The sequence below is a fragment of the Microbulbifer sp. ABH2_005 genome, from assembly GCF_056160005.1.
In genome coordinates this window covers 1408588-1429144 of the sequence record NZ_JBSWWI010000001.1, presented here as the reverse complement: position 1 = coordinate 1429144, position 20557 = coordinate 1408588, and the positions used below count along the sequence as shown (strand labels likewise).

General features: G+C 50.1%; 20 protein-coding genes. 4 read left to right on the top strand and 16 right to left on the bottom strand.

Translation table 11 applies throughout. From position 1 onward, the window contains the following. The first annotated feature begins 273 nt into the window (after positions 1-273). Entirely contained in the window at positions 274-570 is a 297-nt protein-coding gene (locus tag ACXAFI_RS06340) for a YebG family protein (RefSeq protein WP_444919359.1), read from the top strand. Between the two features lie 174 nt (positions 571-744). Here ACXAFI_RS06340 and ACXAFI_RS06335 read toward each other — a convergent pair whose 3' ends face one another. The 3 genes from ACXAFI_RS06335 to ACXAFI_RS06325 all read right to left on the bottom strand — a co-directional run bounded on the left by ACXAFI_RS06335 (position 745) and on the right by ACXAFI_RS06325 (position 4022). After that, the gene (locus ACXAFI_RS06335; protein ID WP_475108103.1) at positions 745-1140 is read right to left on the bottom strand and encodes an MAPEG family protein; all 396 of its coding nucleotides are present in this window, start codon (positions 1138-1140) and stop codon (positions 745-747) included. Positions 1141-1311: 171 nt separating this feature from the next. Continuing rightward, positions 1312-2613: an amidohydrolase family protein gene (locus ACXAFI_RS06330; protein WP_475108102.1), complete on the bottom strand. Its 1302-nt coding sequence runs from the start codon at positions 2611-2613 to the stop codon at positions 1312-1314. Further along, entirely contained in the window at positions 2610-4022 is a 1413-nt protein-coding gene (locus ACXAFI_RS06325) for an amidohydrolase (RefSeq protein ID WP_475108101.1), read from the bottom strand. Before ACXAFI_RS06325 ends, ACXAFI_RS06330 begins: the two co-directional genes overlap by 4 nt. 25 nt (positions 4023-4047) lie before the next feature. Between ACXAFI_RS06325 and ACXAFI_RS06320 the strand changes: the two genes are divergently transcribed. Both ACXAFI_RS06320 and ACXAFI_RS06315 read left to right on the top strand, forming a co-directional pair. Then, a complete protein-coding gene (locus tag ACXAFI_RS06320) occupies positions 4048-4329 on the top strand; it encodes a hypothetical protein (protein WP_475108100.1) in 282 nt (93 codons plus the stop codon). Continuing rightward, positions 4330-5970 (top strand): hybrid sensor histidine kinase/response regulator, encoded by a 1641-nt coding sequence (locus ACXAFI_RS06315; protein WP_475108099.1) that lies wholly within the window; start codon positions 4330-4332, stop codon positions 5968-5970. Positions 5971-6009: 39 nt separating this feature from the next. On the opposite strand, the gene ACXAFI_RS06310 is transcribed toward ACXAFI_RS06315, so the two are convergent. From ACXAFI_RS06310 to ACXAFI_RS06280, 7 genes are read right to left on the bottom strand one after another with little or no spacing between them, the layout of a single operon-like run. Continuing rightward, positions 6010-7176: a glutathionylspermidine synthase family protein gene (locus ACXAFI_RS06310; RefSeq protein WP_475108098.1), complete on the bottom strand. Its 1167-nt coding sequence runs from the start codon at positions 7174-7176 to the stop codon at positions 6010-6012. 3 nt (positions 7177-7179) lie between these two features. Beyond that, positions 7180-7803, bottom strand: a complete 624-nt coding sequence (locus tag ACXAFI_RS06305) for a DUF1190 domain-containing protein (RefSeq protein ID WP_152454058.1) — start codon at positions 7801-7803, stop codon at positions 7180-7182. A 12-nt stretch (positions 7804-7815) separates the two neighbouring features. Next, on the bottom strand, positions 7816-8232 hold the full coding sequence (locus ACXAFI_RS06300) for a DUF350 domain-containing protein (protein WP_152454059.1): 417 nt from the start codon (positions 8230-8232) through the stop codon (positions 7816-7818). A 15-nt stretch (positions 8233-8247) separates the two neighbouring features. Further along, positions 8248-8901 (bottom strand): YjfK family protein, encoded by a 654-nt coding sequence (locus ACXAFI_RS06295; RefSeq protein ID WP_475108097.1) that lies wholly within the window; start codon positions 8899-8901, stop codon positions 8248-8250. Continuing rightward, positions 8886-9959, bottom strand: a complete 1074-nt coding sequence (locus tag ACXAFI_RS06290; protein ID WP_475108096.1) for a potassium channel family protein — start codon at positions 9957-9959, stop codon at positions 8886-8888. The genes ACXAFI_RS06295 and ACXAFI_RS06290 overlap by 16 nt, the downstream gene beginning before the upstream one ends. Positions 9960-9963: 4 nt before the next feature. Further along, the gene (locus ACXAFI_RS06285) at positions 9964-10659 is read right to left on the bottom strand and encodes a PspA/IM30 family protein (protein ID WP_444919366.1); all 696 of its coding nucleotides are present in this window, start codon (positions 10657-10659) and stop codon (positions 9964-9966) included. After that, positions 10656-11060, bottom strand: coding sequence for a DUF2170 family protein (locus ACXAFI_RS06280; RefSeq protein ID WP_444919367.1), 405 nt, complete (start codon positions 11058-11060; stop codon positions 10656-10658). Before ACXAFI_RS06280 ends, ACXAFI_RS06285 begins: the two co-directional genes overlap by 4 nt. 148 nt (positions 11061-11208) lie before the next feature. Here ACXAFI_RS06280 and ACXAFI_RS06275 point away from each other — a divergent pair, with 148 nt between their 5' ends. Next, a complete protein-coding gene (locus tag ACXAFI_RS06275) occupies positions 11209-11523 on the top strand; it encodes a DUF6471 domain-containing protein (protein WP_152454064.1) in 315 nt (104 codons plus the stop codon). A gap of 87 nt (positions 11524-11610) precedes the next feature. Here ACXAFI_RS06275 and ACXAFI_RS06270 read toward each other — a convergent pair whose 3' ends face one another. From ACXAFI_RS06270 to ACXAFI_RS06245, 6 genes are all read right to left on the bottom strand, one after another. Further along, positions 11611-11913: a hypothetical protein gene (locus tag ACXAFI_RS06270; protein WP_152454065.1), complete on the bottom strand. Its 303-nt coding sequence runs from the start codon at positions 11911-11913 to the stop codon at positions 11611-11613. A 102-nt stretch (positions 11914-12015) separates the two neighbouring features. Continuing rightward, positions 12016-14721 (bottom strand): DEAD/DEAH box helicase, encoded by a 2706-nt coding sequence (locus ACXAFI_RS06265; protein ID WP_475108095.1) that lies wholly within the window; start codon positions 14719-14721, stop codon positions 12016-12018. Between the two features lie 96 nt (positions 14722-14817). Then, on the bottom strand, positions 14818-15369 hold the full coding sequence (locus ACXAFI_RS06260) for a GmrSD restriction endonuclease domain-containing protein (RefSeq protein WP_475108094.1): 552 nt from the start codon (positions 15367-15369) through the stop codon (positions 14818-14820). A 135-nt stretch (positions 15370-15504) separates the two neighbouring features. Then, positions 15505-15846, bottom strand: coding sequence for a hypothetical protein (locus ACXAFI_RS06255; RefSeq protein WP_475108093.1), 342 nt, complete (start codon positions 15844-15846; stop codon positions 15505-15507). A gap of 495 nt (positions 15847-16341) precedes the next feature. Then, on the bottom strand, positions 16342-19449 hold the full coding sequence (locus ACXAFI_RS06250) for an efflux RND transporter permease subunit (protein ID WP_475108092.1): 3108 nt from the start codon (positions 19447-19449) through the stop codon (positions 16342-16344). 42 nt (positions 19450-19491) lie between these two features. Then, a complete protein-coding gene (locus ACXAFI_RS06245; protein WP_475108091.1) occupies positions 19492-20556 on the bottom strand; it encodes an efflux RND transporter periplasmic adaptor subunit in 1065 nt (354 codons plus the stop codon). Position 20557: the final 1 nt, after the last annotated feature.

The window sequence follows — 20557 nt, the reverse complement described above, 5'->3', positions numbered from 1 at the left end:
ACAGCGCCCGAGAAAAAAGCAGGCCCGAAAACGGGCCTGTATAGTGCGGAGTTTGCAGCCAGGATGCCTGGGGGGTTACATCCGGCTGCAGGTGTGCATTATGACAGTTGTGACATGTCCCTGCGGGCAAACCATCGCAATGGTGACTCTCTTGAACGCAATTAAATAGACGCCACTTCGATCTCAGTCACCATTGACACTGAATATTTATACAGTTACCGTATGGCCATACAAACAAACTGGAATGTCTGAAGGGCAATTGGGAGGCATATCATGGCCGTAGTAGCTGTTTGGAAATGCGATCGAGACGGAGCAATGTTCGACAACAAAAAAGATGCTGAAGAACACGATAAGATGCTGGAGCTTGCTGCCAACATTACCACGCTAATTGAGCGCAGTATTGAAGGCATTGATGAGCAGGTGAGCGAGGAAATCGGCCTGCTGCTGGCCAAGCGTCGCGATTCACTGGCCAAAGCTTGCAAAGGCAAACCAGAAGTGCTGCTGGAAGAAGAGGATAACAGCGAAGAGTCCTCAGACGAAACTGTTACCCCCTTTGCCGCGAACCAGTAAAAAGCTACCTGAAGAAATTTTCCGGTAGAAGTTTAAAGTTTCATCCCTGTACTCTGCCCGGTTAACCGGGCTTTTTTGTTAGGCTTCAGAAGCTTTCTGAAGCCTCTTATCAAATAATAATCATCAGTCGCCAGAGATATTCACCTAGAATTCTCACTAATGGCATTGCTGCTTTTACAGGGACTTTACCGATATCACGATATTGATCACCGCAAGGGCAAGTATCACCAGCCAACTGATCAATGTACCCAAAAAACGCCCAGTATGGGTGCCGCCCTTGCCTGCAGTCAGGCCATACGCATGAAAAATTCGGGATAGCAAAAATGCTATTCCAAAAACATGCAGCCACAAACCGGGCAACCCTCCCAGCTCCGCAAGTAGCAGAAGCAGCAGTGCAATGGGGGCATATTCGACCGCATTCCCATGCACACGCACACGAATCTCATTAAAACGATCATCGCCAGTACCGATACCCACCCGCTTGGCACGACGAAACTGAACCACGCGGCCCGCCAGGTAGATAATCAGGATTGCACAGAGACTCGCATACAGCGCTGTAATATTCACCATGGCCCTTTCCTTTTTCTTATTAATACAGGAAGTAAATATATATCTAATTCCCTTCAGCTCACCAAACCAATGCTAAGCAGGCGACTGGACCTTTTTGTTCATTTTTCATCAAGCAAAAAAAGAGCGGGCCTTGCCCGCTCTTTAATTTAATAGTCAGCCATTTGTAGCAAGTTAGTTGCGATAACCAAAGCCGTGGCCCTTGGCGGGCTTCAGGTGACGATCGCGCAGACGGGTAGAACGGGTAACCAAAGATTGTGGTTCACCCTCGATCAATACCTGCTCAGGGTAACTGGTCACTTCCAGTGGATCGCCGTTCCAAACCACGATATCAGCAGTGGCGCCTTTCTCCAGGGTACCACCGCTAAGACGGAAGATATCTGCCACATTAGTGCTGATAGACTTCAGCGCCTCCTCGTAGGGCAACCCGTGGGCAACAGCATTGCCAGCAGATTGACGTGAGAGGTACACGTTATGGGTAGAAGCATAGTCGGGGCCACTAATAGCCACTTTCACACCGGCCTTAGTTAACAAAGCGGCGTTATCCAGGCGCGCACCAAGGCTGGAGAAGGAAATGGGCAAGTTGTTGATCGCGTCAATCACTACAGGCACCTGAGCCTGGGCCAGCTGGTCAGCTACCATCCAGCCCTCAGCCGCCCCGAGCAACACGAGCTTCACATCCAAGACCTTGGCTAGTTCGATAACCGCAAGAATATCGCTGGCGCGATCAGCAGTGATTAGCAGAGGTTCAGTACCATTAATCACTGGCTGCAAGGCTTCCAGATCCGCGAGACTGTAATTCAGCTCACGCCACTCTCCCCGGCGAATAGCCACGCGGTTGTCCCGGTACTCTTTAGCTTCGCTCAGCGCATTTTCAACTTTGGCGTAGGCATTCGCACGGCTGCCTCCTGCTAGCTGAGCTCCGGTCTCACCCAAATAGGCCTTTTGGGCAACGTCTTTGGCTTCAACGCTATTGAACTCGCCATTGAGCTTGATGGCAAAGCCACGCCCGGCGAATACTCTCTGGGCCGCTACCGCAGCTTCATCCCAGGTGCTGATAGCTGGAAAGACCACCGCGCTGGTAACACCACCGGCCCGGTTGAAAGGAATCAGGGTAGATTTGGGGTTGTACGCGGGCACAGGATTAAACGCACTGCCGATACTTTCCCCAGTTACCGCATTATCGTTAGTGCCACTGGCTGCACTGATCTCCACCAATCCCAGCTCGGAAATAGGTGCAATGACGCCAGGCGTTACCACCTTACCTTTTGCATCAATAACTCTATCAGCCGAAACATTGAGGACAGGAGCCACCTGTTCCACTTTGCCATCGACAACCAGTACATCGGCAGATTCCAGGGAACCCATATCCGCCAAAGTATGCACCTTGCCACCCTTGATCAGGATGCTCTCCGCATGGGCTCCAGCGGTCAAAACCCCCAGGGCCAGCGCACAGAATACAGCTATTTTTTTCACAGTCGCTCTCCCTCTGCATCGAGAATACCCAATTCGAAATCACTGCGCGGTTGACGCTTTTTATCGGAGCGGTCGTACATCAGCTCACCGTCGATAAAAACTTGATCCACATGGGTATAAACACTGAAAGGGTTACCGGACCAAACTACAACATCAGCCATTTTGCCCTTCTCGAGGCTGCCAGTCTGCGCTTCAATGCCCAGCGCCTTAGCGGGGTTAGAGGTCATCCAGGCAACCGCGTCTTTTGGCTGGATATCAAAACCAGCGCGCTGACCTGCCGTCATCGCTTTAGCGACCTCTTCATTCAAGTGCTGTACGCCAACACCGGAATCAGAGTGGATCATGGCACAGGCCTTGGCCTGATCGACGATAGCAATATTCGCCTCAGTCATATCGAAGGCTTCGTGCTTAAAGCCCCACCAATCGGCCCACATCGCCGCACAAACATTGTTCTCTGCTAACAGGTCGGCCACTTTATAGGCCTCAACCGCGTGGTGGAAAGTGGAGATCTGGAAGTCAAATTCCTTGGCAATATCCATCATCACGGCCATTTCCTCACCGCGATAACAGTGATTGTGTACCAGGATATCGCCATTCAGAACGCCTGCTAATGTCTCGAGGCCGAGATCACGCTCTGGCTCATCGCCACCCTTCTTTGCATATTCTTCCCACTTTTTCTTGTAACTGCTGGCCTCAATCCAAGCGTTGCGGTAGCCGGCCACATTGCCCATACGGGTTGAGGGAGACGTGCCTTTACTTCCATAAACACGCTTGGGGTTTTCGCCACAAGCCATTTTCAGGCCATAAGGCGCACCGGGAAATTTCATATCCTGTACGCTGCGGCCCGGCACATTTTTAAGGGTCACACTGCGCCCGCCGAACAGATTGGCGGAGCCAGGTAATATCTGTAGCGTGGTTACACCACCGGCCAGGGCCAATGGAAACTGGGGGTCTTGAGTCCACACCGAATGTTCCGCCCAAACCTGCGCGGTATTCGGGGATGTCATCTCATTGCCATCCTGGGAGGACTCAATGGAGGGCGCCGGGTAATCTCCCAGGTGGGAGTGCACATCAATAATGCCCGGAGTCACCCACTTGTCTTTGCCATCGACCACCTGGGCATCCTTGGGAGCCTTAAGATCCTGACCGATCTGAGCAATTTTCCCACCTTTCAGCAACAGGTCGGTGTTCTCCAACTGCTCGCCGGTACCGGTGAGCAGAGTAGCGCCCTGTATCAGTACCGGTCGCGACTGAGTAACGGAGTAGGTAGATGGGAAAGCGTCCAGGCGAGCAAAATCCGCGGATCTCTGCTCGCTCCCGGCTTGCTTCTCACCGCAGGCAGACACCAACAGCGAGGCACAAAGCAAAGCCGCGATGCCGCGCCCGAAAAATCGAGAATGCAGCTGCATAGTAATTCATCCAATGGTCTTCAAGATGGCGGTGAATGCTATCAGGTTGCCTGGCCATAGCCACTATTTAGGGAAGAAAAGTTTAGGAAGTATTAATAAAAATACCAGCACCCTTCTGAGAGTCGCAGCTGGACGCGCATCACATTTATATAAACACACAATTACAAAAGGGTTTATAAATCACGGCCTGTCAGCAAAGACTGCAAGCCTGATCAAAAAACCTCTGAGTTCCCTATATACTTTTTTGTTTCCACATGATGCAATTTCTGGTGAAAAAATACTCAATAATAATTCCGGAGGAGAATAGGTGATCAAAGATAACCGCTTGCCGGTATTCCCCTCATCCCCCATTGTCACTAGTGGCCAAAATCGGGACTCCCTGCAGGTATACGAAGCCCTGCGAAAAAGCGAAGAACGCTATCGAGAACTGGTCGAGCATGCGAACTCCATCATAATGCGCTGCGACAGACATGGGCGAGTCACTTCATTTAATGAGTATGCCCAGCAGCTTTTTGGCTACTCAGAGGCAGAAATTATTGGCCGGCACTTGGTAGGCACCATAGTGCCGGCCAGTGAATCCAGCGGCCGGGACCTACGTCAACTCATTCAGCACGTTTGCGACCACCCGCAGGAACACCGCTACAATATTAACGAGAATATTACCAAGTCCGGCAAAAGAGTTTGGATTGCCTGGACCAATAAAATCCTTTCGGACGAGAATGGTCGCCCCACCGGTATCCTCAGTATCGGAACAGATATCACCAAGCAGCGCCTACTGGAAGAGGAGTTGCGGCAAGCGCAAAAAATGCAGGCTATTGGCGAATTGGCCGGCGGTATCGCCCACGACTTCAACAATATGATTCATGGCATCAGCGGCTATGCCGAGGTTATTCAACAGATTGCTGAAGACCCCCGTATCAGCGAGTACACCAACCATATCCTCACCACTGCGCGCCATGCGGCCGAGTTGACCAAGCAATTGCTCACCTTCGCCCGCAAAGGCAACTACCAGCTGAAAGATTGCAACACCCATGAAATTACCCGCGATGTCTGCGCCATGCTCGAGCGCACCATTGACCGGCGTATTCGTGTTGAGCAGCAACTAGAAGCCGGTCGGCCTCATGTGGTGGGCGACCCTGCCCAGCTAAAAAGCGCATTATTGAATATTGGTATCAACGCCAAGGATGCTATGCCAAACGGAGGTATTCTGCGTTTTGCCAGCAGTAATATCACTTTTGAAAGGGCTACCACTATTGCTGATTTTGAAGTGCAGCCCGGGCATTACCTACTCATCACCATTCGCGATAGCGGAACGGGTATGCCCCCCGAGGTGCGGCGCAGAATTTTTGAACCTTTCTTCACCACCAAGGAATGTGGTCGGGGTGCCGGACTGGGCCTTGCGGCAGTGCATGGCACCATCCATTTACACAAGGGCGCTATCCAATGCCACAGCATTGAGGGAGAGGGTAGCACTTTTAATCTGTACCTGCCGATTGCAGAGGCAAAGACAAACAAGCAGCCAAGTCAGGCCGAGTCCTTATCTGCGAATCGCCAACTTCGCATTATGGTGGTGGATGATGAAGCAATTGTCCGCAGTTATTCAAAAACACTCTTCGAAATGAATGGCCACAGCGTGAGCACTTTCGCATCTGCGGAGCAAGCGATCACCTATTACCGGCAACATTACGAACAAGTGGACCTGGTAATCCTCGATATGATTATGCCGGGTATGGATGGCCAGGAGTTATTCGCCTTTTTGCGACGGATCAACCCAGAAGTAAAAGCATTGCTCTCCACCGGCTTTAGTGTCGACAGTAAAGTCCAGGAGGTTATTGCCGATGGCGTGCTCGACTGCATCCAAAAACCCTTTACGTATGGCAGGCTCAGCAAAAAAATTGAAGAGTTGATTTTTAGTGGTCAGCTGACAACACCGGAAACTAGAAAGTAAAGCGCGGAAATGCTTGCCAGAAAATTTCTGGCAAGCATTTCAAAGAATAATATGCGGAAGGTAGCGACTCATATCCTGCGTTATTAGATTGCTATCCTCACGAATTGAGATGCCCGCAGCCATGTCATCCACTAACCAGCTGCCTACAAGGGTGAAGTTTTTACCAAACTTCGGCAATGGATGCATAGCTTGGTAAATAAAGCCCTCTTCGCCATAAGGCCCATCAGACAGTGAATGTACATCCCCTCCGCGCACTACCGAAATATTAGCGCCTTCACGGGAAAAAATAGGCTTTTTAACCAACTCCGAATAGCCACTAGCCTTACCCAGCTCATCCTCGAAAAATGATGGCAACAAGTTGGGATGGCCTGGAAATAATTTCCACAACATAGGCAAAAGTGCTTTATTGGATAATATCGCCTTCCAGGGTGGTTCCAGCCAACGCACATTATTGCCGCCCAATAAAGAACCAAATTCCTCGCGGAACATAAACTCCCAGGGATACAACTTAAACATCCAGGTAATAACCTGATCGTCTAAATCAGTAAAAGCTCCCTCAGCATCGCAGCCAATATCCTCAATAAATACAAAGTGATTGGTGATATCGGCTTCACTAGCACAGTCTTGCAAATATTGCACCGTGCCGCGATCCTCTAACGTATCCTTACAGCAGGCAAAATGGAGTTCGCGGCCGGGCGTCAAAAATTGTAAATCGCGAAAGCGGTTAACCAGCTTTTCCTGCAGACTGTTAAACTGGTCGGACTGAAGTGGCAAGGCTCGCCTGTCTACATTGTCCTGCAGCCAGAGCCATTGCCAAAATCCCGTTTCATATAAGCTCGTGGGAGTGTCTGCATTATTTTCATAGAGCTTGGCCGGCCCCTGCCCTGAATAGGCAAAATCCAAACGGGAATAAAGGCTGGGGTCACCGTTTTTCCAGGAATCGCGGACAAAATCCCAGTGCTGCTCCGGAATGCGGAAACGCCGTAACAGCGCCTCATCCTCAAGCACCTTAGCGACAACATCCAGGCACATTGCATGGATTTCTTCGGTGGGGTCTTCAATATCCTGCTCTATCTGTTCCAGAGAGAACTGGTAGTAAGCGCTTTCATCCCAGTAGGGTTGCCCGTACATGGTGTGGAATTGAAAACCAAATTCTTGCGCCCGCTCTTTCCAGCGCGGACGCTCACCGATTGGTAACCTCAGCACCAATCAGCCCCCCCAACTTCCTGAGCGCCCGCTACTGGAACGTCCGCCACCCCAGTTGGACTTGGCCGAGGCCACTGCGCCAAAGCCCCCACGGGAAACCGTCTTGGTCACCTTGGGCTTGGGGTCCATCGCGCTCTTATCCACGGTATAGGAGTTTTTACCGTAGCGCCCGATCACCTGACCATCCGCAGTCATCAAACGATCGTAATAGCGGGAACCAGAAGCGGAATAGCGGTAAACCGGATTGTAATAACCGTAAGAGTGATAGCGTCGGTCGTTATCATTCAGCAGGGAAGCAACCATAAAGCCGGTCATCAACGGCATCCAAAAGCCGCCGCTGCTCTCACGGCAACTGCCAAATTCTGACTCGCATTGAGATAAATTGGCATATTTGGGCCCGGTACGCTCGGCTTCAGCCAGAGCCTTCTGGTAGGCCGCTTGACATTGGGCCTCATCGAGCTGCGTGTTATTTACACAGTCCTCGACTGAGGAAACCACCTTAACCTCTTCATCGGAAGAGCAGCCCACCAAAGCCACGGTGATTCCCATAGCCAGAGGGCGCAGTACAAAACTTGCCCCTCTGCCTTTGCGCATCCGCGCAAGGTTAATATTTTTACTACGCTTCATCCTCACCTCCGCTTAGTAGCTCATGCAAGCCGCGTTGAGGACACCAACAGAAATGGTGGTAGCTGCCAGCATGATGCCCGCACTAACTTCACCGTCTTCAATACGTTCAACAATACGCGGCATAAAGCCAAAACGAATAATCGCAAAGGCAATAAGCTGAGCGATTAGGGCGACGAATGCCCAGGTGGCAAAGTCAATAATGGAAACAGAGTTACTGGCGGCACCGCCAACAGCAATGGCAAAACCCAGCACCGCACCACCAAAGCCGATGGCAGCGGCTGCATTTTTATCTTCACGGATCAACTTCCATTCGTCGTGAGGTGTCACCAGAGCGTAAAGAAATTTAAACGCGATTAAAAAAACCAGCGACAGGCCAAAGTAGGCCGCAAAGTGAAGGATACCAGTCATTAAATCGTAGGGCTGGTCCATTAATACATCTCCTTATTATCCGTGAATAGTCAGCTGTGATGGTGTCAAAGTTATACCGGTACTGATCACCAAGCTGCGACTCAAGTAACCCGCGTCTTCCTCTTTCTCTTCCGCTGAAAGGAACAGGGATTCGGTACGCTGATCGGACAAGTCACGCTCAAAAAGCATGGTGAATTGATCGGTGAGGGAGTAATCCCCATCCTCGTCATAGGTCTTCTCGGCCATATGCACCGGGTTGTGATAGTTACCAGCAGCAGTCCAGACTCTGTTATAGCTACGGTCCTGCAACTGATAATTGGCAGCACCAATTTCCTGTTTAAGGAGCCTGTCCCAAGCCTGCTGATTGGCGACATCGAGAGTATCGTAAAAGTGAAACAGCTTGACGTCCACTACGTGCTCATCGCTTTGGCCCCCTTCTGTCACAACCTGTAGCCAGGCATCGTCATCGGTATAAAAACGATATACCCAGGCACCATCGAGTTTTACTATACCTGCGGCTTTGATAATCTGAGTGGGGGAGCAGGATTCAATAGTGAGCTCATCCAGAATCAGGCGGATTGCCAGCGGGTCCAGTTCAAAGCTTGCGCCAAGCCTCAACCCCATAATTTCAGGCGTATTCACCTTTGGAACTTCTTTTCCCTTCAGTTTATCGATCAGCTTGGTAAACATGTACCTGCGCCCTCTCCTTCATTCATTTTTATATCGAAGCAGCTTTTTTCGGTCAGCCGCTTTGCTGAAATGTAATAGAGCATATCCCCCTTGTTAACTTCATCGGTCAAGGCAGGGTTTACATCGATTTTTATAATCCCCTGGCGACGCACGGCAATCAAGGTTGCGGATAAGTTCTTTTTAAAGTGATCAAATAATGCGGAAAATAGCAGCGGCTGCTCACCATGATACTCAATACTGTATTGAGTCATTCCATAAGTGCTATCGAGAAGTTGTCGGTGCAGTCTGGCAGAACCAGGGTCCAGGGAGGATTTAGCCAACAATTCCACCGCCACGGATGGAATACATTCAATATTGGGGCAGTGTGAGCGCAACAACTCACCGACATTTTCATCCTGGAAATAGGCTGTTTTATGGCTATTAGGACTGTGCTTATCACAGAACAGGGCGGTGGTGAGTGTTACATCATCCAGGGGGTTATCGATAATAATTCTCGCGGCATCGGCAATTGCGGCGCGTTGCATACTCTCGATATGGGAAAAAGATTCAACCCGTACAAAATCAATTTTACCGGGCATCGGGTTCTCAATATCGGCCTCGACACAAAGCACTATCTCAGTTGCTGTGCCATTGGTTTTCGATAGCAATAATTCTATTAAGCGAAGGGTTCTGGTTCCGTTCCAGCCAATAATGACTGTGTGATCTACGCGATTTGTCATGCGCAACCCCCTCTTTCCTCTATGTACAAACTCCGAAATAACAAAGCCCACCTTGGTTAACACCATGGCGAACAAACTCAAACCAAAGGGGATTACCCAGGTTGCCACAACCACTTTGCCCGCGGGAGTCACTGGCGAGAAATCGCCGTAGCCTACAGTGGATGCAGTAACGACCAACCAATAAATAAAATTGGTCGGATCGACAATTTCGCTCTCTCCGGCGGCACTGAGCAGCAGGTAACTACCCACCACATAACCCAGGACACCGACAAGAATGGCTGCTGTGTTGGCCTTAACAAAAAGCGACGCCAGAAGGCGCCGCACGCGATAAAGTAGCACTGGATCAGGCCTTTTGGCGGCTCGCCAGTAACTGGGCCAGCTTGTCGCTACCGCTGACCTGGCCACCGGGCTTGATACCCGCCGCCTTCAGCTTGGCATCCAGGCTGGAGCCACTTTCTTCCGTCGCCAGCTCTTCCGCAGCTTCCAGCTCCGCAGCGCGTTCCTGCTGCTTGTTCTTGATGCGGTCGAGGCTGTCCAGAGCCGTTTTGATTTTGCTGTTAGCACCCATATGGCGGGAGGAAACCGCTACCTGGGCCTTTTGAACTGACTCTGTGGCCTTAATCTGGTCGATCTGCTGCTCCATGCGGCGCACATTGATTTTCGCCTTGGAGATATTCCCCTTCAGAGAGCGCTCGGAGTTGATAAAGCCTTCCAGCAGGCTCTGCTCTGTTTCAAGCTGGGCTTCCAGCTCGGTAACGCGCTCCGCACACTCCAGGGCCAGGCTCTCATCGCCTTTCTCACTGGCGTTGATTGCGTGGGTGCTGTAAGTCTCAATATCGGCTTTCAGCGATTGCACTTTGTTTTCAGCCAGCTTGCGCTTAGCCATGATCTTAGTCAGGTTCTCATCACAAGCTTTCAATTCGGCCTTTGCCTCCCGCAGCTCTTGATCAAGAATACGAATAGACTGGCTATCCGCAACTGCTTCAGTTCCTTCGTTGACCGCACCTTTCAAGGCAGTCCAGATTTTTCTCAGGCTCATGCTACACCCTCCATTTCAAAATGATCCGCAAATAAATCCAGGAAGTCACCCACATTGGAAAATAGGGTTTCAACTTCTTCAATCACCACTTCGTCTTTACTGGACACAGACAGCGCGCCGAAGGCGACATAGTAACGCTCACCGCCAATCATTTTGATAGCGATCGCCGTCAGGGGAACCAGTTGATGAGTCTGGAGAATCATCTCGTTAAGAGCGACCACATCGGCTACCTGGCTCACAGGGAACAAAATGCTCTCGACAACGATTTGCTTCTCACCGACATAAACGAATGCATCGACACCCTCGTCGTTGGAAATGCTGAGGCACTCTCCCTCAGACTCCACCACCCATCCGGTGTGGTTTTCCGCCAACTGGCGTAGATTCTCATGGTTCCAGGTCATCTCGACTCCCTCGCTGTGGAATATTGGTCACAAATATAGCATCAAAAAAAAGGTGGTCAATAACTTATTTCAAACTTATGTTGCAAATAATACACACAAGGATAGTATTTACCACATAAGTGACATCAACTGTAACGGAGTAGAGCCCATGGACCACAAGCAAAGCCTCAGCAATCAGCAAGCACTGGCTCCGTACAAGCAGGCCATCGCTCGCTATGTGCGCGCCTCAATGGCTTTGCGGGGTATGCGTTACGGGGATCTCGCCCAGGCCCTGGCCGAAAGAGGAATTTCAATGACCACAGAAAACCTGCGCAGCAAAGTAAGCAAGTGCATGTTTTCAGCGGATCTGCTAGCGGCCATCATCGATGCGTTATCGGTGGAAGACAGCGCTATGCCTGAAATCCTCAAGCAAGCGCGGGAACTGCAAGATCAAGGACTCAATACCGAGCAAGAGAGAAGCTAACACGCCCTATCGCGGAGTACCAACTGGTGGATCACTGAACTGGAATAGCGATGCTATCCACTTTAACGGCAAGGGCCTGCCAGATAGCTAGTAGTGATGTAACTTATAGACTGGTTCACCGTTACCGCACTTCCCGACAACCTCCGGCTCAGAGAGCTTTGCACCAGCCGGTATCACCTTATTGGTAGGCCACCAAACGAAGCAGGCATAGCGGAAATTGACTGCCCAATTGCAGTAAAGACGTCCGTCGTCCTCCTCATAGAAACGCGCCTGACAAAAACTCAGAGTCGGGCTCCGCACCCCGTGTTGCTGCTGTGCATCGACAAAAATCACATCGACAGCTGCTACGGCAGATACCCAAAAGCAAGGTATCAATAACCACAATTTCATAGGCGCTCTCGGCGAAACTGCAAACTGGACTCCTTTTAAGCCTAGCAGTCCCGGCGCAACTTTCATTGTTGCGTACTCTTACATTGGCCTTGATAGCAGTATTCAGTACTCGCTCTGTTGTGACGTCTTTTTCAACACTTCAAGAATGCGCCTTAGACAGCTTTCTGGGTCACGCACCCAACTGATATAGGGCAATGGCAACACTCTTACCCCCGCTCGGTGCAATACTTTGTAAGTCTGGATAGTAAAGTGCTGCCGATATTCCCCGGGGTAACCAATCAAATCTACCCCCAGTATTCGCCCGCGGTGCTCACAAACCACATCCACACACTGGCCGGCAATAGGAAATGCGACCCAATGCCTGATCTGTGCCCGCTGCAAGCCTGCACTCACCTCTCCGGCAAACTCACAGGGAAATACTTTTTGTTGGGTACTGAAGTCCACCCCATGTCCAAAATCAATGTAGCGGCGCAACAAGTGCTCAGGTGGCAGGGACTCAGGACTAATGGAATAAGCCACCAACTGCCGCTCCTTAGCCCGGGTTACCGCCACATTAAACATATCGGCGCGATTGAGATAAGTCGCCGCACGCAGGGATTGATTATCTGCCGCAAAAGACAAGAGCATAAGATCCCGCTCTTCTCCCTGAAAACCATAAGGTGTTGCAACTAATATAGAAAAACGACGCAGTACATCTACTGGAAAAGCCCTGCTTACCTCAGAAGCGAGGTAGTCCGCCTGCTCCCTGTAGGGAGACAGGACCCCAACCGTTGGCTTTACAGGAGATTCGGCAAAGCAGTTAATGTGTTCACGCAGCTGCTCAATGACCCAATCTTTTTCGACCCGATTTCTGCCGTTCTTTGCTCGTTTCCCCTCCAGATATTGCAGAACCAAAGCTCCTTCACCAGACGCTACCGGTCTCGCCTGCATCACTTTCAGCCTATCGGCATAAAAAGCGTGATTACTAAAAGCGATAAGCTCTGGCTGGCTGCGGTAATGCTCATCTAACAGGGTAACCGCCTCCTGACTTTCCAGTGAGTCAGAGACAATATCCAACAGGGACTGGTCCCGGTAACTAAACGCCACGGGTAATTCTTCTGGGCCGTTCAGGCCCTCCCACAAGCGTTGTTGCTGCTGTGCCGATAAAAAGGATACATGACGCAGCTGCTTGCCATCGCCCACCACAACCGCACGACTTGCCCGGTACAGTGCCGGCAGCGCACTGGCAATATCGCACTGGGTAGATTCATCAAAGATGACGAGATCAAACAAGCCCGGGGAAAGAGGTAATATTTCATTGAGCTCATCCAGGGTCGAAAGCCAAATAGGATAGGCCTGCAAAACAACCTGCATATTCGTTTGGGCAAAACGCTCTGCCTGGGTTTTGGAGGTCCGCGCCCTGAGTGCCTGATTGAAAAGGGATAAGTGCCTTCTTTCCCGCTTTAAAAGACTCAAAAGAGTCTCTTTACGATAGGCATTAATGTATCGGGAAGCTTGCAGCTCGAAATTTTTTCGCAAATGCCCGATAGTCTCTTGAAACTCCCAAAGCGCTTCCGTATCCAATCGTCGGCCTAAAACGCGCACCCCAAAAGCCGTAAACCAGGTGCCAAAACCTCCTGGGCCTAACATCTGTGCAGTCTTTAAAGCCCTGCTAAAGCCTCGCTCAGCTTTTCGCAGGATCTTTAAAGTAGCTTTGAGGCGACGCTTTAATTTGGCAACACTCACATCGGGAGCTGCAACGCCCTCTTTTAGTAGTGAGTCCAAATGGGATTTCAAACTGCGAATAAAACCTAGCTCACCTGTGTGTACATAGCCTTCTTGTAAACCGTAAGTCTCGCGCAATTTTTGCCGAACAACATTTATTGCCTGAGAGGTTTTAGAGACAACCAGAACGCTATTGCCATGCAGCATTTGATCAATCGCCATTGCCGCAATGGTAAAACTCTTGCCTGTACCTGGGGGGCCAGAGATAAGACTCAAAGGTAAATTCGCAGCATTTCGCAACGCCCTCTCCTGAGTCTCACTCAATATCCCTGGCAACATCTCGGGCTCACTGTTACTTCGAGGGAAATGGTCAGCACATTCCCCGAGAACGGCTTTTAAAGGGGCAGAAAGTCTTCGAGCCTTACTTAGAAGTCGCAGTTCATGAAGGACTCCTCGCGATCCCCGCGACCTGTCAGCCAATATGAGCGCACAAGCACTACTGACTGTCAGAGTGGAATTTTTGCTCAAGGCATCAGAGTCAGCCGGCTGCAGGTTTGGCCAGCGGCTGATCTCTTCAATGCCACTCAACCGGCTGTTTTCCTCTAGCCAACGCCCTATGGCCGCCACCTTAGCGCTATCCAGTGGAAAACTGGGTATTGGAAAGCTATCTGTCACACTGGAATCTGTGTCCGGCTTAAGGATCAAACGCAACAAAGGAAGGTTGATACGGATATCATCCGTGTTTATCTCGATGAAATACTCTTCATCGCAATATATTCGGGCGGGATAATAGAGGAGAGGGGCACATAGTTTACGCTTGGAATTGATACCTATCTGAGCAGGAAGCTCTCCAGAGATAAAAAAGAGCGAATAAATCAAGCTGCGCTCTTTCCGATAAGTATCTACCTGCTCTGCAAGCTGTGCCGCTGAGGCACCCACCAAAGGGATTCTGGGCAGCTCACCACCGGATAAATAGTCTCGCTCACTGAAAAATACTCGGCGATTATCCGCAAGGCGAGCAATATTACTCAGTGATAAGTCGTGACTATCCGCTTGATAGCAACACCTGAAATATTCGATCAAAATCCTGGAGGAGTCCCGCATATCCGCCTGCACTTCCAATTAGAGGCAAAATGCTACCCGAAATTGTCAGACTGCGACAGGTACTCCTCTTGATGGAGATGAGAGATCGAACCCTGACTAGCCCTCACTGGCCATGGTGCGCAGCCTCTGGGATTCGCTTGGACTCAGGTTCAGGCCATACTTATCGACAATAGAAATAAATCGCTGCACATAAATTTTTCCGACCGGTGCATAAGGCGGCATCCACTCATCAGGCCCTCTGTGCCCCTTGCTTTGGTTGCGGCCATCGTCCACTAACCACAGATTATCAATATCCTCAGCGAACTGCCTTTTCAGCTCTCGACTCCAGCTAGCTCCACCATGATCATGGGCCCACTTCAGAGGCACTATATGCTCTACATCAAGATCAGAAGCCTTGCTGTAAAAGTTGCCCGTGTAGGGGTCCAACCACAACCCAGTGGCAACCTTGCACTGGTTAGCGCGGGTATAGGTCACAGGGGAAAGGGAATAACGAATCAATAGCTCATGCCGGGTATCTTGACAGTCCCGGTCTGTATCAGACCACTGCGGTAACCACTCTGCCCTCTCATAAGTGGTCGCGAGTACTGGAAAACTTAAGGATGCTACTAAAGCAGACAATACAAAGCTTGAAAATGATCGAACACTCATACATCAACTACCAATCAAATCAGGGGCTAGACTACAAGAAAAACTATTGGAAGAGTATGAGCCGGTTCAAATTGGCAGCTGAAAAGAAATAATGGCTTTTAGGTATCCATTGTAGGCGGGTAGAATTAAAAAAATTCAAAGGATTATTTCGTGCATCGTCCAGTGATCTTCATTCATTATGTATTCAACTTTAATAGTAAAAGTTCTTCTCTTGATATCCCCGAAACCATTATCAAATTCGACCCAGCCTTCGACATTGTGGATGCAGTCGCCTCGATACGTAGATTTAGAGTCTTCTTGTCCAGAAACTGCGATGAGCTTAGCGATATGAGGAAGTGGAGCGTATCGCTTAACAAATTTCTGGCTTACTTGGATTGCGTAACGGGAGTCAATGCAAGCTTCCTGAGCTAATTCTTCGGGTGTTTTAGAGCAACTGGCCAGTGCAACCGCAACACACAGCGCGATAAAAGAACGCATTTACAAACCTTTCTTTTATTTCTATTTCAAATTTCAAATTTCAAATTTCAAATTTCAAATTTCAAATTTCAAGGCTGCAGGTTATCCGTCTCTCCCTATCAAGTCGATAGAATTCTTCTTACAGGCAAATACTCCTTCATGAGAAATTGAAAAGGTCGAAGCATGGATACCTAAGAACCATTAGTTGTTTTTCATATTTTTCCTACATAGACCTCATCAGTGGAAGGTAGATGGCAATAAAGGTGCAACAAAGTAATAGCACTTGGTAACAGACCTGATAAGTTTTCATTACAGGTATCGATAGACTTTTTACTCTGACAACAAGACTAGAGCTAGCCAACAAAAATGTAATTTGGACTCAGGAAAAATAATAGTGGTAAAGGTATCCACCTGGAGAACGGGAAAAAATGGAGAGAGAGATAATTCCACACAACACCCTGATGGTACTGTGTGGAATATCTAAAGATCAAACTATATTAGAGTACACTTCAGTTGTTATGCAGAAACCGGCTCTCCTGAGGAAGCCTTCTTGGGCCTAGCTATTTCTTCGGGCGAACTACCTTCTACCTCGTTAGGTTTCACTTTGTGGAAAACTGCATAGAAAACCGGGATAGCAATCAGGGTTAGCACTGTTGCAAAACCCAGTCCCCCCATAATGGTTACAGCCATATCCGCAAAGAATGCATCAAACAACAGCGGAGACATTCCCAAAATAGTGGTGACCGCTGCGAGGAATACCGGGCGCAAACGACTTACGCTGGCACGCTGAATTGCGGTAAGCCTAGGCAGTCCTGCATGAGTTTGCACTTCAATCTCATCCACCAAAACCACAGCGTTTTTAATCAGCATTCCGGATAAGCTCAGTACGCCAAGCAGGGACATAAACCCAAACGGCAATCCGGTGGCCAACAAGCCTACGACCACCCCCACCAAACACATGGGAACCACCAGCCAGATAATCACAGGTTCGCGAACGGTACCGAACAACAAGATTGATACCAGGATCATAATCAGGAAGCCTAGCGGCAAGCCTTTACCAAGAGACTTCTGCGCATCGGTAGAGCTTTCATATTCACCACCAAACTCCACTTTAAAGCCAGGTGGTAACTGCATGCTCTCCACCCAAGGACGAATCTGGCCAAAAGCGGACATCGCTGTCACGCCTTCCGGCGCATCGGCACTCACTGTAATAGTGGGAACCCGGTCGCGCCTTTGGATCAGACCCTCATCGGCCGTAACCTCAAAATCGGTGATCAATTGTCCCGCAGGAATATATCCCTGTTCATTGGGACTCCATACCAGGCGGTCTTCCAGAGAACCCACTTGGTTCCTATCCCCCGCTGGCATACGCGCAATAATGGGGATAATGCGATCGCCGCTCTCGAAATCACCTACCGTATAACCGGCAGTAGCAAATTGAATCATCCGACTAATATCGGTATTCGTGACACCGGCTACACGAGCACGCTCATCATCAAGGTGTGCATGAATTGTGGTCTCACGACCGCGCCAATCGTGGCGGATATCTTCGAGCCCCTTTTCACGGAATTGCTGCTCAACATCCTGCGCAAGCGCACGCAACTTCTGAAAGTCCTGACCAGAAATTCGCACCTCCACATCGGCGCCCCCACCGGGGCCAAACACTAAACGCTTGAAGGTGATCAGCGCTTCCGGCTGCTCTTCACGTAATTGCGCCTTAGCTTTCTCTATTAGCTGAGGGATTTGCTCGCGCGTCTGGGCACGAACAATCAACTGGCCATAGGAAGCGTTGGGGGGCTCAGGAGCATAAGTCAGCATAAAGCGATCTGCTCCACGACCCGCAACAGCCGTTACAGAAACCACTTCCTCCTGTTCTTTAAAATATTCAGTCGCAAGTTGAAGTGCCTTATCGGTGCGATTGATATCACTACCCTGCGGCATGTAGTAATTCACATAGAACAGTGGAGCATTGGAGTTCGGGAAGAATCCCTGCTTCACAAATCCAAAGGCGAAGTAGCTCACCAGAGTAACCACAACCAACAAGCCGATCGTCAGACCGCGATGCTTCAACGCCCCGGCCAGGGCGCCGGAATACATATTGTAAAAGCGACCGTTATAAGGATCTTCCGAATCCGAGTCCTTGCTAGGCTTGAACAGGTGATAGCCCAAATAGGGGGTTACCGTGACAGCGAGAATCCAGCTAAGCAGCAGTGATATACCGATCACAGCAAACAGAGAGAAGAGGAATTCACCGGTAGCATCGTCAGATAGCCCGATACCGGAAAACGCCATAATACCAATAACCGTGGCACCCAGGAGTGGCCAGAATGTCTGACGTACTACACGGCTGGCAGCACTCTTGGGCTTTTCATTTCTCTGAACCCCCATCAGCATGCCTTCAGCCACCACGATAGCATTGTCAACCAACATGCCCATGGCAATGATGAGGGCACCAAGGGAAATCCTCTGCAGGTTTAAACCGAACAGGTTCATGATCAGTACGGTTCCCAGAACCGTTAGACCAAGCACAGTACCCACCACCACACCGGAGCGCCAGCCCATAAAAACACAGAGGACTAGGGTAACGATGACAACTGAAGAGACGAGGTTAAACAAAAAGCCATCGACACTTTCTTCCACCACCTGATGCTGCGCATAAACCGGGTGAATCTCCACCCCCAGTGGCAGCGCCTGCTTTATCTCTTTAAGCTTTGCCTCTACGGCCTTACCAACATTAACAATATTGGTATTTTCAGCACCTGCTACACCAAGTAATACGGCCTGCTTGCCATCATAACGGGCAATAAAACTCGGGCTTTCATCGTATCCCATCGAGATATCCGCGATATCCCTGATAGCCAACATTGCCGTAGAACCAGGCACTCCCACAAGAATATTGCGAATAGACTCCAAATCACTCGCAGGATTATCCACTAGGATGCGGGTACGTAAATCCTGGCCACCAATTTCCCCTACTTTTTGCGTGGAACTTTCCGATTGCAGGACCTGGGCCAAATCGTCAAGAGAAAAACCAAACTGAGCGAGTCGGGATTCATCAATATCTAAATAGGCGACTTCATCAATAATCCCGGAGCGGGATACTTTTGCAACGCCCTCTACACCGAGCAATTCACGGCGAATCGCTTTGGTGATCTCACGCATTTCCGTCAGGGAAAAACCCTCACCGGTAATCGCGTAATAAATGCCATAGACCTCACCGAAGTCATCATTGACCACCGAAGGATAAGCCCCACTTGGGAGGTCTCTCTGGGCATCGTTGACCTTACGCCGCAACTCATCCCATACCTGGGCCAATTCTGCTGAAGCATACTGGTCCTTGATCTTTACACGAATCTCCGACATTCCCGGACTGGATGTAGAGGTAACCAGATCCAGCTGCCCCATTTGCTGGATAGCGACTTCAAGCTTCTCAGTAACTTCCTCTTCTACTCGCTGGGCACTGGCACCGGGATAGAGGGTAAAGACTCGGGCTTCTTTGATGGTAAAGGCCGGGTCTTCCAGGCGGCCAATATCCGATAGCCCCCAAAGTCCGCCGATTAGGCAAATCAACATCAGAAGCCAGCTGTAAACCGGCTTTTCAATAAATACGTCAGAAATCTTCACAATATTTCCCCCCTGTTCACAGGGCCAGAGCTCACAGACAAATCAGTGCTGTACATAATTGCGAACTTTTGCACCGTCATAGAGGTGCTGACCGCCCGCGGCCACCAGCTTCATTGCCGGAGACAAGCCCTGAATGATTTGCACTGCCTCACCATTTGTGCGGCCGAGGGCCACCTGAACTTTGGAAACAGACTGGTCTTCATTAATTTGCCAGACATAAGGCTCCCCCCCACTGCTGCTCTGCACAGCTGCCAGAGGAATCCAGAAATCTCCACTACCTTCCTTCATTTTGACGGTAACCCGGGCTGTCATGCCGGGAAGAATCTGAACATTCTGCGGTCGCGGCATTCCCAGCTCCACGGCGTAAGTCTGTGTCACACTGTCGGCTTCCGCTTGGTGTTCACGGTATTTCAAAGCAAACTGCTTGCCCGGCAGGAATTCAAATTCTGCAAGCACTGAGCTGATCTGCTCTTCGTTGACAGTGGCCAGTAGTTTTTCCGGTACAGAAATCTGGATACGCACCTCAGAAATGTTCTGCAAACGCACAATTGGCTGACCAGGTTGAACATTGGTGTAATTTTCAACGAGTTGCCGTGTGGCCAGCGCATCAAAGGGGACTGTCAACTTGGTATAAGCCAAATCCTGCTCTGCTCTTTCCAGTGTCACTTTGGCAAGATCAAAATTACTCTCGGTCTCATCCAGCTGCTGCTGGGAAATCACTTTCGAATTTGCCAGGGAACGCTGTCTATTCAGTGTTTTTTCCAAGAGCTCAACATTCACGCGAGCCTCCTTTACCCGGCGCCGATAATCCCTATCATCAAGCTCCGCAATTAAGGTACCTTTGGGGATGATCTCCCCTTCGCGTAGATTTAACTTATCGAGCTTACCGCCCACCTGAAAAGAAAGGTCCACGCTTTGCACCGCTTTCACCCTGCCGGCAAATTGGCGATCTGCAACTTTGTTTGTGCTCTGGACTGTAGCGACTTTCACAGGCCAGAGCCTTTCGACCTGTTGCTCCTCTTTTTCCGAGCCGGAGCAGCCCGCAAGAATGACCACCGCCGCCATTAAAAGGGCCAGGGGGGCACGAGAACTTACCGACAATTTCATA

What these genes read in the sequence shown, in the direction of transcription:
- ACXAFI_RS06340 (WP_444919359.1), top strand. Translation starts at nt 274, where the DNA reads ATGGCCGTAGTAGCTGTTTGGAAATGCGATCGAGACGGAGCAATGTTC.
- ACXAFI_RS06335 (WP_475108103.1), bottom strand. Translation starts at nt 1,140, where the DNA reads ATGGTGAATATTACAGCGCTGTATGCGAGTCTCTGTGCAATCCTGATT.
- ACXAFI_RS06325 (WP_475108101.1), bottom strand. Translation starts at nt 4,022, where the DNA reads ATGCAGCTGCATTCTCGATTTTTCGGGCGCGGCATCGCGGCTTTGCTT.
- ACXAFI_RS06320 (WP_475108100.1), top strand. Translation starts at nt 4,048, where the DNA reads ATGGCGGTGAATGCTATCAGGTTGCCTGGCCATAGCCACTATTTAGGG.
- ACXAFI_RS06305 (WP_152454058.1), bottom strand. Translation starts at nt 7,803, where the DNA reads ATGAAGCGTAGTAAAAATATTAACCTTGCGCGGATGCGCAAAGGCAGA.
- ACXAFI_RS06300 (WP_152454059.1), bottom strand. Translation starts at nt 8,232, where the DNA reads ATGGACCAGCCCTACGATTTAATGACTGGTATCCTTCACTTTGCGGCC.
- ACXAFI_RS06295 (WP_475108097.1), bottom strand. Translation starts at nt 8,901, where the DNA reads ATGTTTACCAAGCTGATCGATAAACTGAAGGGAAAAGAAGTTCCAAAG.
- ACXAFI_RS06285 (WP_444919366.1), bottom strand. Translation starts at nt 10,659, where the DNA reads ATGAGCCTGAGAAAAATCTGGACTGCCTTGAAAGGTGCGGTCAACGAA.
- ACXAFI_RS06280 (WP_444919367.1), bottom strand. Translation starts at nt 11,060, where the DNA reads ATGACCTGGAACCATGAGAATCTACGCCAGTTGGCGGAAAACCACACC.
- ACXAFI_RS06275 (WP_152454064.1), top strand. Translation starts at nt 11,209, where the DNA reads ATGGACCACAAGCAAAGCCTCAGCAATCAGCAAGCACTGGCTCCGTAC.
- ACXAFI_RS06270 (WP_152454065.1), bottom strand. Translation starts at nt 11,913, where the DNA reads ATGAAATTGTGGTTATTGATACCTTGCTTTTGGGTATCTGCCGTAGCA.
- ACXAFI_RS06265 (WP_475108095.1), bottom strand. Translation starts at nt 14,721, where the DNA reads ATGCGGGACTCCTCCAGGATTTTGATCGAATATTTCAGGTGTTGCTAT.
- ACXAFI_RS06260 (WP_475108094.1), bottom strand. Translation starts at nt 15,369, where the DNA reads ATGAGTGTTCGATCATTTTCAAGCTTTGTATTGTCTGCTTTAGTAGCA.
- ACXAFI_RS06255 (WP_475108093.1), bottom strand. Translation starts at nt 15,846, where the DNA reads ATGCGTTCTTTTATCGCGCTGTGTGTTGCGGTTGCACTGGCCAGTTGC.
- ACXAFI_RS06245 (WP_475108091.1), bottom strand. Translation starts at nt 20,556, where the DNA reads ATGAAATTGTCGGTAAGTTCTCGTGCCCCCCTGGCCCTTTTAATGGCG.